This is a genomic window from Thermomicrobiales bacterium (assembly GCA_037045155.1).
Lineage (GTDB): Bacteria > Chloroflexota > Chloroflexia > Thermomicrobiales > CFX8 > JAMLIA01.
Window position 1 is genome coordinate 675,442 of record JBAOIG010000005.1, and the last position, 14,219, is coordinate 689,660.

A 14,219-nucleotide genomic window follows, 5' to 3' on the forward strand; every position below is an offset into this window, starting at 1 on the left:
CGCTAAGGATAGCGCCTGAGGCAGCGTTGGTGCGCGCTCTGCGGTACCCTCAGCACAACAACCGGGAGAATCCCGGAGCGATCCGTTCATTCACGATCGAGGGTTGACGGCGATGTCCTGGCTGGATTTTCTGAAGCGACACGAGCAGCACGACGAGGAGCGGCCGACCCGCGACCTGCCGATCATCCGCACCGGCGGCGTGCAATCTGCCGCTGGCGCGCCGGTCATCGGCCGGCGACCGGCGACCGACGATCCCGAGGCGCAAGCCCGGCGCAAGGCGCGGCTGGAGCAACGCGTGCTCGACCTGCGCTACGACATCCAGCGGGCAGTGAGCGCGTTGGAGGAACCCAACCGCTGGACCGAACGCGTCGCCGAGCTGGACGCCGCGATCGTTCAGGCCGATCGCGACATCGAGACGATACGCGCCGCCCAGCCGGATACGCCAGGCATCCCGCTACCCGCCTGGCCGGTGCATATCGCATCGTTGCGCGCAGCCGAACCCGCTGAGGCGCAGTTGCGCATCGGCGAGGCGCAACTGCGCTATGTCGAAGACATTGACTGGGCCGAACGCGGGCATCAGAAAACCCCCGGCGAGATGCGACGCACCGAAGGAGACCCGGACCTGCTGATGCCGGACGACGTGCCGGCCGCCCGGCGTGACGAGCTGCGCGAGCACCTGGGACACGGGCTGGCGACGCTCGTCGACGATCTGCGCGAGCGCGCGCTGGACGGCCGGCCGCTACCGGAATGGACGCTAGCTGACCTGGCCAGCCCCTGCCCGGAATGCGGCGGTTGGCGCGATCTGCGCGGACGCTGTCCATCGTGCCAGCGACGTAAGTGGCAGGTTGAAGCGCTGGAGGACGATGTGCGGCGGCTGCGCAAGGAACGCATCGACACGCTGGAGGAAATCCAGACTCTCCGCGACCGCCTGCCGCTCCTCCAACGACGCCTCGCCGACGCCGAGGCAAACGCAGCTGCGGCGGGATAACCACTAGCAGTGCGCGCTTCTCGCTGGTGAGCGGTTCTCTTCTCGCACTTCAGTATTAGGCTTGCCTAAGTTCGTAATTCGTGGCACAGTAGATAAATGTTACTCGATACTGCGATATTGATCGCCGGTGGTTCATCGTGAGAACGGGTCATCCCGGACGCAGTCGCGCGGGCAGGGTTTCGGCGCTGCTCAGCCTCATCACCCTGGCGATCGTCCTCACGGCGTGCGGGCGAGAGGTCGGCGGCGCGCCGACTGACATCACGGACCGGCGCGTTCATGTCGTCGCGACGACCGGCATGGTCGGTGACGTCGCGCGGAACGTCGGCGGCGAGCGCGTCGCGGTCACCGCGTTGATGGGGCCGGGGGTCGACCCGCACCTGTACAAGGCGAGCGCACGAGACGTCGAGGCAATCGACAACGCGGACATCCTCTTCTATAGCGGCCTGCACCTCGAAGGCCGGATGACCTCAATATTCGAGCGGCTGAGCGTCACCCGGCCGACCGTGCCGATCGCCGAAAACATCCCGGTCGAGCGGCTGCGCCGGCCACCCGAGTTCAAGGGCGCCTACGACCCCCACGTCTGGTTCGACGTCGGGCTATGGAGCCATTCTGTGGACGTGGTCCGTGACGCGCTCATCGCGCTCGACCCGGACCACGCCGCGACCTACCAGAACAATGCCGGTGTCTACCGCGCCGAGCTCGTCGCCCTGGATGCCTGGGTCGCCGAGCAGTTCGCGACGATCCCCGCTGGCGCGCGGCTGCTGATCACCGCCCATGATGCCTTCGGCTATATGGGCGCTGCCTACGGGCTGGAGGTGCGCGGCCTACAGGGCGCCAGCACGGCGACCGAGGCCGGCGCCGCCGACGTGCGCGGGCTGGCCGACCTGATCGTCGAGCGCGGGATCAAGGCCATCTTCGTCGAATCGAGCGTGCCGCAGGCGACGATCGAGGCGGTTCAGGCCGCCGTCCGTGCCCGCGGACATGAGGTCGCCATCGGCGGCCAGCTGTTCTCCGACGCGATGGGCGACGAGGGCACACCAGAGGGAACCTACATCGGGATGGTCCGGCACAACGTCGCGACGATCGTCGCGGCGCTGCGCTGATAAATGGAATGAGAGGGGGCGCGATGATCGCTAAGGAGCCACCAGGCGATGCGCCAGTTCGTGTTCGCGACCTGACCGTCGCCTACCGCGAGATGCCGGTGCTGTGGGATATCAACCTCGACATCTCCGAGGGCCAGCTCGTCGCGATCGTCGGGCCGAACGGGGCAGGGAAGTCGACGCTGATCAAGACGATCCTCGGGCTGGTTCGGCCAGCCAGCGGCGCCGTCACCATCCACGGCCAGCCCTACCGGCGCCAGCGGCATCTCGTCGGCTACGTCCCGCAGCGCGGCAGCGTCGACTGGGACTTCCCGACGAACGTGCTGGACGTCGTCCAGATGGGTATGTACGGCCAGCTCGGCTGGATTCGCCGGCCGGGCCGGCGCGAGCGCGAGACCGCGCTGGCATGCCTGGAACAGGTCGGGATGGCCGACTTCGCCGGCCGGCAGATCAGTCATCTCTCCGGCGGCCAGCAGCAGCGCGTATTCCTGGCGCGGGCGCTGGCGCAGGACGCGCGCGTCTACTTCCTCGACGAGCCGTTCGCCGGAGTGGACGCGACGACCGAGCGCGCCATCATCGACATGCTACGCGAGCTGCGGACGCGTGGCAGGACACTGGTCGTCGTCCATCACGACCTGGAGACGCTGCGCGAATATTTCGACTGGGTCATCATGCTCAACGTTCGACTGATCGCCAGCGGCCCGGCCGCGACAACATTCACACGGGAAACATTCCATGCAACCTACGGCGGGCGGCCGGCCGCGTTGTCAGAGCTGTTCGCCGGCGGCCCGGTCGCGGCGGGGGACTGAGCGTGCTGCCACAGATTCTCCACGACCTCCTGTTCGACTACACCCTGCGCACCGTCGCACTCGGGTCGGCGCTCCTCGGGATCGTCGGCGGGGTGCTGGGGACGTTCGCCGTCCTGCGCCGTCAAGGACTGGTCGGCGACGCGCTGGCGCACGCCGCACTGCCTGGCATCGCGCTGGCGTTCATCCTGTCCGGCTCGCGGACGCCGGCCGTGCTGATGCTCGGCGCGGCAGTCTCCGGCTGGCTGGGCACGCTGCTCATCCTGCGGATCGTCCGCGACACGCGGATCAGCGAGGACACCGCGCTCGGCATCGTGCTGACCGTCTTCTTCGGCATGGGGATCGTGTTGTTGACGTATATCCAGCACGGCGGGGACGCTAGCCAGGCGGGGCTGGATCGCTATCTGTTCGGGCAGGCGGCGACGCTGGTCGCCGAGGACGTCCGGGCGATGGCGATCGTCGGCGCGGTGGCACTGGCGATCGTCGCGGTCCTGTTCAAGGAGCTGAAGCTGCTGGCGTTCGATCCGGAGTTTGCAGCCAGTCTGGGGTTCCCGACCGACCGGCTAAGCGTGCTGCTGACCTCGGCGATCGTTCTGGCGGTCGTGATCGGGTTGCAGACGGTCGGCGTGGTGCTGATGGCCGCGATGCTCGTCGCGCCGGCCGCGGCAGCGCGGCAGTGGACAAACCGGCTGGGTGTGATGGTGCTGCTCTCCGGCGTCTTTGGCGCGATGGCCGGGGTGATCGGCGCGATGATCAGCGTGACCGCCCGGCGCGTGCCGACCGGGCCAATGATCGTCCTCTGCGCGACGGCGCTGGTGATCGTCTCGCTGCTCTTCGCCCCGGAGCGCGGACTGGTCTGGGACGCTGTCCGGCGGCGGGCGATGAGACGAGAGGCGCTGGCATCCGGGCCATGGGGGGCGCCATGACGGCGCAACAGACAATCCTGCTGACGGCGATCTTCGCGGGCGCGTCCTGCTCGCTGGTCGGCGTCTTCCTCGTCCTGCGGCGGATGGCGATGATGGCCGACGCGATCAGCCACGCGATCCTGCCGGGGTTGGTCGCCGCCTACGTCCTGGCGAACGGGCCGAACCTGCTGGCCGGCATCGCCGGGGCGAGTGCAGCCGGGCTCCTGACGGTTGTGCTGGTCGAAGCGTTGCAGCGCAGTGGGCGAGTGAAGTCGGACGGCGCGATTGGGATCGTCTTTCCGGCGCTGTTCGCGATCGGCACGCTGGCGATCTCGCGCTGGTTCGCGAACGTCCATCTCGACGCCGACGCGATCCTCTACGGCGAGATCGCCTTCGCTCCGTTCGACCGGCTGATCATCGCTGGCTACGACCTCGGCTCGCAGCCGCTGATCGTGCTGGTGGCGCTGACGGCGATCAATTTCGCCTTGCTGCTGTTGTTCTTCAAGGAGCTGAAGCTGGCGACGTTCGACCCTGGCCTGGCGGCGGCGCTGGGGTTCTCGCCCGCGCTGATCCACTACGGGCTGATGGCGGGAGTCTCGGCGACGACGGTCGGCGGATTCGCGGCGGTCGGCGCCATCCTCGTGGTCGCGCTGATGATCGTGCCGGCCGCAACAGCCTATCTGCTGACCGACCGGCTGGGCTGGATGGTCGCGATCGCGGTCGCCGTCGGCGCGGGTTCGGGGGTTGTCGGCTACCAGATCGCCTGGGCGCTGGACGTGTCGATCAGCGGGATGATCGCGGTCGTAATGGGCGCAGCATTCGGGCTGGCGGCGACCTTCTCGCCATCCCACGGCATCGTCGCCCGTACGATTCGGCGCGGTCGGCAGCGTGATCGATTCGCGGCGGACGTGCTGCTGCTGCACCTCGATCACCACCCGGCCGGGGTTGAATCGCTGGCCCGGCTCGAGACCAGGCTGCGCTGGCCGGCCGCTCGCCTGGACGGCGCCGCGCGACGCATTCAGGCCGAACGCCTGGCCACCGTCCAGGCCGGCGAGCTGCGGCTGACCGAGCTGGGGCGAGCCGAGGCGGCGCGGATCGCCAGTGGGCTGGGCGTCGCCAGCGCCGACTAACCCTCGGCGGCGCGCTGCTCGACGAAGCGTCGCGCCAGATCGAGATTATCGGTCGTAAAGCCATCGACGCCCCAGGCGAGGATCTGATCCAGCCTTTCCTCCGTATTGATCGGCCAGGTGATTACCGTCGAGACACGTTCCTTCAGCGCGGTGACGATCTCGGCGTTCAGCAGCCGGTAGTGAATGGAGATCGCGTCGTGGTCGTCACGCTCCAGCCGCGGCCAGACACGGTCGAGCTGGCGCAGGTTGCCGATCGAGTGGACGACGGTAACCTGCTCCCAGGCACGAAGCTCATCGAGCAGTCGCCAGTCTTGCGAGCAGACCAGCAGCGGGTCGTCACCGTGGGTAGCGCGCCAGGCGGCGACGAGCGAGGCCGGCAGGCCGGGCACACCATGCTTGAGGTCAATGAAGAGGCTCGTATCCGACGCAAGCTGGCCCAGAAGCTGGTCGAGCGTGAAGCGCGGCTTGCGCCCACTCTCGATCGACCAGCGATCCCAGAGAATGGGGACCGGGCCGATCGTCTTCGAATGCCGCACCTCCAGCCGGCCGCGATAGAGCCAGATGTCGGCTTCGACGAGGTCGACGCCGGCTGCCTCCGCACTGTGCAGCTGCTCCACTGTGTTGCCGAACCGGTGAGCGACGACGAAGGGACGAGGAAGCGTCGCGATCGCTAACGCGCGTCCCCGCGCCGCGGCGACGGCTGTCGAGCTCTCCGGTCCCGGCGAGCGCGCGCCGCTCCCAGCAGATGGGAACGGGGGGGGCGAGGGCGTCTCTTCGTTAGCCCAGGACGCAGATGGCATGCCTGACGCGGGCGCGGTCGGGACGATCGAACGCTGCCAGATCGGCGCGACGCGAGTCACGATCAGGTAGCTGCTCACGACAATGAACCCGCCGGCTATTCCGTCGATGATGAAATGATTGGCAGTCAGCACGATAGCGGTATACATCAGCACCGGCATGATGACGCCGATCGCGCGCGTCCACCAGCGACGCGCCTCCAAGAAGACCGCCATCCCGGCCATCAGATCCCAGCCGAAATGCAGGCTGGGAAAGGCGGCATACGGGTTGGTCAGCGCAGGCGGCTGAAGGACGCGATAGGCGTCGGATCGCAGCGTTACCGTGTCGACCAGGCCGATATCCGGCACGAGGCGAGGCGGCGCGACCGGATAGAACAAAAAGATCGACATCCCGATCAATCCCGAGAGGAACATCGTATTTCGATATTTCGGATAGGCGTTCGGGTGGGCAATGACGAGCCACGCAAAGACGCCAGCCAGGAATGGCCAGTGCCCCCAGATATAGATCCAGTTGACGACATCGACCAACCAGTCGTGCGTCATGATCTGCTGTTGCAGCCACGACTCGTGGAACAGTCCGAGCCGTGCCTCGACGTCGATGATGTGGTGGGCGTGAGCGAGGGCGACCTCGAGGCGAGCGTGCGCCAATCCGCGAACGAGGAAGTAGAACAGTGCCGCCGGCGCGATCATCAGCACTTCGCGGATCAGCCGGACGCTGCGCTGATGTGACGCTGGAATCAGCCAGCGCACGACGAGACACAGGAGCATCAGAAAAGCGTAGGCCGCAGTGTTCCAGTCGAATGGGTTAAACGTGAGCGTTGGCAAAAACGTCGACTCCGACCGTTGCGGGAAAGGTTATCGGCGCCCCGTAGAATCCGGCCGAGCGCGGTAGCGGGGCAACCGACACAGCCATTTCAGCAATCAAGAATACGACGGGCTGCAACCGGCTTCAGCGCACCCATGCCTGAGGCGCGCGTCGCGGGGATGGTCGGAGATCAGGCGAAGAGGTTGAAAAGGCCGACCAGGTGCGGCATATAGAGCAGCCCGACGACCGGCAACGCGATGGCCAGATTGCCGACGGCAACAGTCCGCAATCGCTGGCTCGGTCGCCAGTGGCTGACCGCCCAGGCAAGCCCGGCCGCGCCGGCAACGGCGACCACCAACGAAATGAGATCGTCCGGGCCGAGCGCCCCGCGCGAGCCGAGCACCGGCAGCAGTGTGCCGTCGCTGGCGCCAGCGATCAGCGCGCCAAGTCCCACCGCAGCGGCTGCGACCTGTGGCAGATGGCTCGCCGCGGTCTGCACGACTTCCTGGCGGCCGGCCTGAGCGGCCAGGCCAAGGAACAGTGGCAGCCAGACATCGCCAACGCGGAAGAGCAACGCTGCGCCGACCGCGGCCGGCACCGGCACCCCCATCTGCTGCAGCGCAAGCGCCATCGACACCTCAACCAGCCCGATACCCTGGAAGACGGGAGCGACGAGGCTGAACATCGTCCCGGCCGTGAACCCGACGAGCACCACGACTGGCGAGACATCCTGGTGCATCGCCCGCAGGGCGACGAACAGCGTAACGGCGCTTACCAGGTTCTGGGCCAACCCCACCACAAACGGCAACGCCAGATCCTGCCCACGGATGCCATAGTCGCGGGCATGATCGACAAACGCAACGACACGCTTCGGCAGATGGCGCTGGAGCGGACCGCTTGCGTGAGCATGTCGACGCTGACGCAACAGGAGCGAAATCAATGCCGTCATGACAGCAAGCATGCTGACGAGGATCGCCGCGCCGATCAGCGCGATACCGGACGGTCGGTGGAACAAGAACGTCGGGATCAGCAGCAGGACGAACGACGCGTAGCCGGTTGCGCTGCGCAGCGTCGTCGTCAGCAGCGCATCGTCAGTCGAGACGCCACGCTGGGCCAGGTTACGAATGAGCACGTAGACCGACGCCGGACCACTGGCCGGCGTCAGCGTGCCGACGACATGGCGCTGCAGGTGAAGGTCGACGACCTGGTGCAGGCGGACGTGATGACCCAGCCGGCGCAGGATGACCTTATAGGTCAGGCCAGAGAGGACAAGCGCGACAAGCTGCGCGACAACGATGCCGGCCAGCCAGAATCGATCGGCGTCCGCTAGCGCCGCGCCAATCTGTTGAATTTCAGCTTGCTGGCGGGAAACGAAACCGACCGCGAGGAGGGTAAGGAGCGCCAACCAGATGAAGATGCCGTATCGGGAGAGGACCATCCGGCCCTGTCGAACGAAAGCGCGAACGATTGGCATGGACTATTGTTGTTCTCTTTCCCCATCCGCGATGGGGCGACCCATCTCTGTCGGGGCTACTGCAATCGCGTGACGACCATCACGTGCGTGCTGAACTCTACCACGCTACCTGTCCCGTCGAACAGGCAGGAACCTGTCTACTTGGCCGCTAATTCTGACGCATAAGCCACGCCACGAAAACGGAGGAGGTAGAGAGCCGGTCAGCTGTCACCGGCGGCGACAGGCGAGGGTGGCGGGTTGACCCGCGCCTCCATCGATGGCTCGGCGTAGGAGCGGTGGGACGGAACATCGACGATCTCCCGCTCGGGGTAGCGCAGGGCGGTCAGCGTGCCGCCGAACGCGCAGCCGGTGTCGATGTTGATCGTGTTATTCCGCCATTCGGCAGCGTGCATCGGCGTGTGTCCGTAGACGACGAGCGCGTCCCCGCGATAGCTTGCAGCCCAATCGCGGCGGATGGGGAAGCCCCAGGGCGAGCGCTCCCCGGTCGGCTCGCCGAAGCGACAGAAGGCGGAGATCTCCCGGTCGACCCGTCCGATCATCCATTCCTCGATGCCGGCATGAGCGATCACAAGGTGGCCGCGGTCGAGAATACGGTAGGGCGGTGTCGTGGCTAGCAGATCGGCGATCGCCGCGCCCAACGCATCACGGCGGCGTGGTGGAAGCGCCAGCAGCTCATTGACCGTCTCGGCCAGCCCGTAGGTGAGATGGACATCGCGGCCCATCAGATAGCGAGCGAACTTGCTGTCGTGGTTGCCTGGCACGTAGAGCGCCGTGCCAGCTGCCAGCGAGGCGACCGCGATCGACCAGACCGCGATGCTGCCTGGCCCACGGTCGTTAAGGTCGCCGAGAAAAGCCAGCGTCCGGCCGGCCGGATGGCGGGCGATATCGCCGTCAAGCTGATAGCCAAGGCGGTCCAGCAGATCCCGCAGCTCATCGATACAGCCGTGGACATCGCCGACGATGTCGTAGGGTGGGGACGTTGAATCGCAGATGGCGACGCCATGCGCAAGTAGCCGGTCGGGGGCGAATGCGCCGGGCCACGAGTGGTTTCGTCTGTTTCTGTCAGCCAAGCTCGTCTCGCCTGCTCGCATATCACCCGTCTTGCGGTCGGCCGCCGGCAGCGTCAGCGCCAATGCCCTATTGTCGCACGGGCAGTGCCGCGGGCCAGATTGTCACACCATTGCCACGGCAGCGCCCAATTCCGTCGCGCGGCTGAAACTCTGCCGATGATCAAATGACTGCAGTCGGGCCATCGCCGCGCGACGCCGATACGGCATTCCATCGAGCGGCCTGTCCCGGGCAAGGAGGGTCACGGTGGCATCCTCTTCCGTCGTGTCAGTCGACACCGCGCCGAGCATCGTTGTCGACCCCATCGATGAGTTGATTGTGCGCGCTCGAAAGGGCGATCGGAATGCGTTCGGAGCGATCTACGAACGACATTTCAACGAACTGTACTGGCACGCGCTGCGGTTGACCGGAGACCCGAACGACGCCGCCGACGTCACTCAGGAGGCGTTCGCCCGCGCCCTTGTGGCGCTCCCAAAGACAGCCGGGGCGATGAACGTCCGCGCCTGGCTCTATCGGATCGTGACAAATGCCTGCCACGATCTTGGCCGCCAGCGCGCCCGCTCTGCAACGACCAATCTGTCGCCGGAGATCGCAGCCGCTATTCCCGACCATGACGCGACGACCGACCCGGAGCGATGGCTGCTGCGCCGTGAGGCACAGTCCGAGGTCTCCGGCGCCCTCGGGCGGATGAGCAACCGCTCGCGGACGTTGCTACTGCTGAGAGAGCGCGATGAGCTGTCGTGCGCCGAGATCGGCGAGCGGCTCGGCGCGTCGCGGGCGGCGGTGAAGTCGGGCCTGTTCCGCGCCCGGCACGAGTTGCGGCGACTCTACGACGCCGAACGGGACGCGGCCTGACGGGCAGGCGTTCGAGAGGATCGACGATGAACTCGCCAACGATCCTTCAACGCTGGTCATCCGACCATCTCCCATACGTCGTGCACGTGCGGTTGACGCCATAGGCCCGCGACGCTCGTGACGGAAACTCTCCGCATCACTCACTCGCCCGTTGTCGAGCCGGCCGGCCGGGCCGGCTCAGCGCGGGTCGGCTCAACGTGCTCGCGCGGTCGCTCGTGGGCAGGCAGGAAGAGGAGCGCCACCAGCGCGCCAGCGACGGCGAAACCGGACGCGACCAGCGCGGTCGTGCCCATCGCGTCGACGAAGGCCGACCGCGCGGCGGCCGCAAGCGCCTGCCCCTGGGCGCCGCCGATCTGCGCCGCCACGCCGAGCGCAACCCCGACCGAGTCGCTAGCCGCCTTCGCGGCATCCGGCGGTAGCGCGCGCACAACCGGGCCGATCGCGCTGGAGTACGACGACGCCAGCAGGCTGCCGAGGATCGCGACGCCCAGCGCTCCGCCGACCTGGCGGGTCGTATCGTTGACCGCCGAGCCAACCCCGGCGTTCTCCTCCGGCACCGCGCCCATGATCGAGTCGGTCGCCGGAGACATCGCGCTGCCCATGCCGAAGCCGAGGATCAGGATCGAGATCAGCACCGTCTGATAGCCGGATGAGTCACTGACGGTCGAGAGGTTCAGCAGCCCAAGCGCGACGATCCCCAGCCCCGCGCCGACGACGATCTTCGTCCCGATCTTCGCCGCCAGCCGGGTTCCGATACCGACGCCGCTGCCGATGCCAACTACCACCGGCGTGACGCGGACACCTGTCTCGAGCGTCGAGAAGCCAAGCACGAACTGCAGGTACTGGGTCAGGAAGAAGAGCATGCCGAACATCGCGAAGAACACCAGCGTGATAGCGATGCTGGCTGCCGAGAAGCGCGGATTCCGGAACAGACGCAAGTCGAGCATCGGCTGTGCGCGGCGCAGCTCCCACAACGCGAACGCGCCCAGCAGCACGACCGCGGCCACGCCCCAGCCGAGCGTCTGGCCGGCCAGCCAGCCGACGTTCGGCGCTTCGATGATCGCATAGAGCATCGAGGCCAGGCCGCCGATCGAAAGGAGCGCGCCGACGGGGTCGAGCCGCGACGCTTCCGGATCCTTCGACTCCGGCACGACCAGGATCGCGCCGAGGATCGCGACCGCGATGATCGGGACGTTGATCAGGAAGATCGAGCCCCACCAGTAGTGTTCGAGCAGCCACCCGCCGATGACCGGGCCGAGCGGGACGCCGAGGCCGACCGTCGCCGCCCAGATGGCGATCGCCTTCGGGCGCTCCTCACGGGGGAAGACGTTGACCAGGATCGAGAGCGTGGCCGGCATGATGAACGCCCCGCCGACCCCCATCAACGCGCGGGTGGCGATCAGGTTCCCGGCCGAGCCGGACCAGGCGGCGAGCAGCGAGCCGCCACCGAAGATCACGAAGCCGGTGAAGAGCGCCAGTCGCCGGCCATAACGGTCGCCGAGCGCGCCGGCCGTCAACAGCAGGCCGGCAAAGACCAGGACATAGGCGTCAACGATCCACTGCAGCTCGGAGTTGGTCGCGTCGAGGTCGCGCACCAGCGTCGGCAGCGCGACGTTGAGAATCGTGTTGTCGAGCGAGATCACCAGCAGGCTGACGCAGAGGATCGCCAGTGTCCACCAACGTCGCTCGAAGGCGTCAGAACGCATCACAGGTCATTCCTATCGCCGATTTCCGATCGATACGGCGTCGTATCGCACTGGAACCTACACCCGCCAGTATCGCCCGGCAAGCAGAATCGAACAGCACTGTGCGCTACTCTGCCGTCGACACTCATGTCGACGGCAGAGTGCTGACTGGTCGAAAAATTACCGCAGCACTCATCATTCCGTGCCGGATGGCGGATCGCCTGCCGAAGGTCGCGCATCGCCGACGATGCCATTAAGTACCAGACCAACGATCCGCGCTGGAAACCAGGACTCCGCGACCGCCATCATGTTGCCGAAGAGCATGCGGCTGATGACTGCCCAATGAGAAGATCGATGACCAGCATATCGTGGAATAATCGCTCGCCAGGCTCCGCCGATCACTGCCGGACGAGTCCTGAAGGCTATTGTCATAGCGCGTATTCTTAGTATGAGGAGGGAGCATGGCAGCGATTGATCGAGCTACCATCGTCTCGCGAGACAGGCTGGGGGAAATTTGCCGGCGTTACGATGTGACTGAGCTCCGCGTATTCGGCTCGGCACTGAGCGATGCGTTCCGCGCCGAAAGTGATATCGATGTGCTCGTCGAGTTCGCTCCGGACGCCCGTATCGGATTCTTCGAGCTTGCGCGGCTCCAGCGCGAACTATCGGCGCTCTTCGGCCGCGAGATCGATATTGTCTCAAAACGCGGTCTCAATCCAACGATCCGTCGGGACGTGCTCAACTCGTCGATGACACTCTATGCGGCGTGACGAACTGCTTCTTCGGGATATCCTCCAGGCAGCCGACATGATCTCCGAATTCCTCGACGGTATCGATCGGAGCCGCTTCCTGAACGACCGATTGATTCAAAGCGCAGTCCTGCAACAACTCACCATCATCGGTGAGGCTGCCTCCCGCGTATCCCAAACGCTTCGCGAAGACTATCCAAAGGTCCCCTGGGATGACGCCCGAGCCACCAGGAACTTTGTCGTGCATCAGTATTTCTCGATCGACTGGTGGATCGTGTGGGATACCGCAACACAAAACATTCCCGAGATCCGACCGCTAATCGCGGCGATTATCGAAGCAGAGGTTGGTGACGCGCCAACATAGCGCGGACTACTCCCACAGCTCCCCCAACTCCGCGACCGAGGCCAGCGAGATATCCGGCGTGCCGTATTGCAGGTCGATATCGAGGAACTTGCCGGTGCGGACGAGGACGCCGGTCGCGCCCATCCGCATGGCCGGGACGAGGTCGTGGGCGATCGAGTCGCCGACCATCGCAGTCACGGCCGGCGGCAGACCGAGCGCCCGGAAACCGGCCCGGAAGAACGGCATCGCGGGCTTGCCGACCAGCCGCGAGCGCGTGCCGCTGGCGAACTCCAGCCCGCGGATGAATGCGCCGGCGTCGATGGTCGGGCCAGCCGAAGTCATCCACCACGGGTCGCGGTGCATCGCGACCAGCTTCGCGCCGCCGAGCAGCAGCCGGAAGGCGTGGTTCATCGTCTGGTAATCGAAGTTCTCGGCGGCGTCGCCGATCACGACGACGCCGGCCCCTGGCCCGTCGGTCAGCTCGACGCCCTCGAACTCGGCAGCGACGTCGCCGGAGCCAAGCAGGAAGACCGGCTGACCGGGGAAGTTGCGCCGGACATATTCCGCCGTCGCGCCGCCGGCCGTGATGACATCGTCATCCGCGACGTCGAAGCCGAGGTCACGCAGCAGCGCGCCGAGCGCCCAGCGCGAGCGGACGGTCGTGTTGGTCAGCAGTCGAAACGGGACGCCACGCGCGCGCAGATCCGCCAGCGCTTCGACCGCGCCGGGGATGGCAACGCCATCGACGTGCAGCACGCCATCGACGTCGAACAGCACACCCTGAATCGCCTGATCGGCCATCGGCTCATCCTCTCTCACTCGTGCAGCATCGCCAGCAGTGTACTTCTGGGCAACATCTAACGCGGGTGATGGCAGTTGACAGCGCAGAAACGTCGTGTAGTCTATGCATAGAACACGCGTTCGCAACCAGAACGAAAGGGATCGCATTGGACGCTATCACGAGTCTTCGGGGGCAGTTCGGACGTGGACACGAGATCATCGAAACGGCTGTCGCCGGCCTGTCGCCCGAACAGCTTCACTACCGCGGAGAGGGATCGACGATCCAGTCGATCGCCGCGATCTACTCCCATACCGTTCTTGGCGAGGATGGCCTGCTCAACGGGATGGCTCGCGGGCAGGCGTCTCTGTACGACTCCGGGGGCTGGGCCGCGAAGACCGGTATCGACGGCAGCAAGGCCGGCCAACTCTCGGATCAGACCAGCGACGCGCTCCGCGAGGTCGACTTCGCGGCTCTGCGCGAATATGCCCAGACGGTGTACGCGGAGACCGACGCCTGGCTGGCGACACTGTCCGAGTCCGATCTCGACCGATCGATCCACATCTCCTGGATGAACACCGATATGCCGCTCGGCCAGTTCATCGGCTCGGTCGTCGCCTGGCATACCATCCACCACGGCGGCGAGATCGCCGCACTCACTGGCGTCCAGGGCGGGCACGGCCTGGCGTTCTAGCGCGCTCCGGCAACCGGCCGGCGAGACACAGAATCTCGCCGG

14 protein-coding genes are annotated in these 14,219 nt (G+C 66.3%); 9 read left to right on the forward strand and 5 right to left on the reverse strand.

What is annotated here, in order from left to right; translation table 11 throughout:
* Nucleotides 1-112 precede the first annotated feature (112 nt).
* From V9F06_13270 to V9F06_13290, 5 genes are all read left to right on the forward strand, one after another.
* Nucleotides 113-988 carry a hypothetical protein gene (locus V9F06_13270; protein ID MEI2618578.1) on the forward strand — a complete coding sequence of 292 codons (876 nt, stop codon included), beginning with the start codon at nt 113-115 and terminating at the stop codon, nt 986-988.
* A gap of 137 nt (nt 989-1,125) precedes the next feature.
* Entirely contained in the window at nt 1,126-2,091 is a 966-nt protein-coding gene (locus tag V9F06_13275; GenBank protein ID MEI2618579.1) for a zinc ABC transporter substrate-binding protein, read from the forward strand.
* Nucleotides 2,092-2,114: 23 nt separating this feature from the next.
* Complete coding sequence (locus V9F06_13280; protein ID MEI2618580.1) at nt 2,115-2,897, forward strand: metal ABC transporter ATP-binding protein; 783 nt, start codon at nt 2,115-2,117, stop codon at nt 2,895-2,897.
* A gap of 2 nt (nt 2,898-2,899) precedes the next feature.
* Nucleotides 2,900-3,820, forward strand: coding sequence for an iron chelate uptake ABC transporter family permease subunit (locus tag V9F06_13285; GenBank protein ID MEI2618581.1), 921 nt, complete (start codon nt 2,900-2,902; stop codon nt 3,818-3,820).
* On the forward strand, nt 3,817-4,929 hold the full coding sequence (locus V9F06_13290) for a metal ABC transporter permease (GenBank protein ID MEI2618582.1): 1,113 nt from the start codon (nt 3,817-3,819) through the stop codon (nt 4,927-4,929). Before V9F06_13285 ends, V9F06_13290 begins: the two co-directional genes overlap by 4 nt.
* Here the strand turns inward: V9F06_13290 and V9F06_13295 are convergent.
* From V9F06_13295 to V9F06_13305, 3 genes are all read right to left on the reverse strand, one after another.
* Nucleotides 4,926-6,551, reverse strand: a complete 1,626-nt coding sequence (locus V9F06_13295) for a phosphatase PAP2 family protein (GenBank protein ID MEI2618583.1) — start codon at nt 6,549-6,551, stop codon at nt 4,926-4,928. The two genes, V9F06_13290 and V9F06_13295, sit on opposite strands and share 4 nt — an antisense overlap.
* Before the next feature lie 170 nt (nt 6,552-6,721).
* Complete coding sequence (locus V9F06_13300; GenBank protein ID MEI2618584.1) at nt 6,722-8,005, reverse strand: lysylphosphatidylglycerol synthase transmembrane domain-containing protein; 1,284 nt, start codon at nt 8,003-8,005, stop codon at nt 6,722-6,724.
* Between the two features lie 200 nt (nt 8,006-8,205).
* Nucleotides 8,206-9,075, reverse strand: a complete 870-nt coding sequence (locus V9F06_13305; protein ID MEI2618585.1) for a metallophosphoesterase — start codon at nt 9,073-9,075, stop codon at nt 8,206-8,208.
* 244 nt (nt 9,076-9,319) lie between these two features.
* On the opposite strand from V9F06_13305, the gene V9F06_13310 reads away from it, so the two are divergent.
* Nucleotides 9,320-9,928 (forward strand): RNA polymerase sigma factor, encoded by a 609-nt coding sequence (locus V9F06_13310; protein MEI2618586.1) that lies wholly within the window; start codon nt 9,320-9,322, stop codon nt 9,926-9,928.
* A gap of 140 nt (nt 9,929-10,068) precedes the next feature.
* On the opposite strand, the gene V9F06_13315 is transcribed toward V9F06_13310, so the two are convergent.
* Nucleotides 10,069-11,634, reverse strand: coding sequence for an MFS transporter (locus tag V9F06_13315; protein MEI2618587.1), 1,566 nt, complete (start codon nt 11,632-11,634; stop codon nt 10,069-10,071).
* A 440-nt stretch (nt 11,635-12,074) separates the two neighbouring features.
* Here V9F06_13315 and V9F06_13320 point away from each other — a divergent pair, with 440 nt between their 5' ends.
* The gene (locus V9F06_13320; protein ID MEI2618588.1) at nt 12,075-12,383 is read left to right on the forward strand and encodes a nucleotidyltransferase family protein; all 309 of its coding nucleotides are present in this window, start codon (nt 12,075-12,077) and stop codon (nt 12,381-12,383) included.
* Nucleotides 12,373-12,726 carry a DUF86 domain-containing protein gene (locus V9F06_13325; protein ID MEI2618589.1) on the forward strand — a complete coding sequence of 118 codons (354 nt, stop codon included), beginning with the start codon at nt 12,373-12,375 and terminating at the stop codon, nt 12,724-12,726. The genes V9F06_13320 and V9F06_13325 overlap by 11 nt, the downstream gene beginning before the upstream one ends.
* Before the next feature lie 6 nt (nt 12,727-12,732).
* On the opposite strand, the gene V9F06_13330 is transcribed toward V9F06_13325, so the two are convergent.
* Nucleotides 12,733-13,506, reverse strand: a complete 774-nt coding sequence (locus V9F06_13330) for a TIGR01458 family HAD-type hydrolase (GenBank protein MEI2618590.1) — start codon at nt 13,504-13,506, stop codon at nt 12,733-12,735.
* Nucleotides 13,507-13,652: 146 nt separating this feature from the next.
* Here V9F06_13330 and V9F06_13335 point away from each other — a divergent pair, with 146 nt between their 5' ends.
* Complete coding sequence (locus V9F06_13335; GenBank protein ID MEI2618591.1) at nt 13,653-14,177, forward strand: DinB family protein; 525 nt, start codon at nt 13,653-13,655, stop codon at nt 14,175-14,177.
* Nucleotides 14,178-14,219 lie beyond the last annotated feature (42 nt).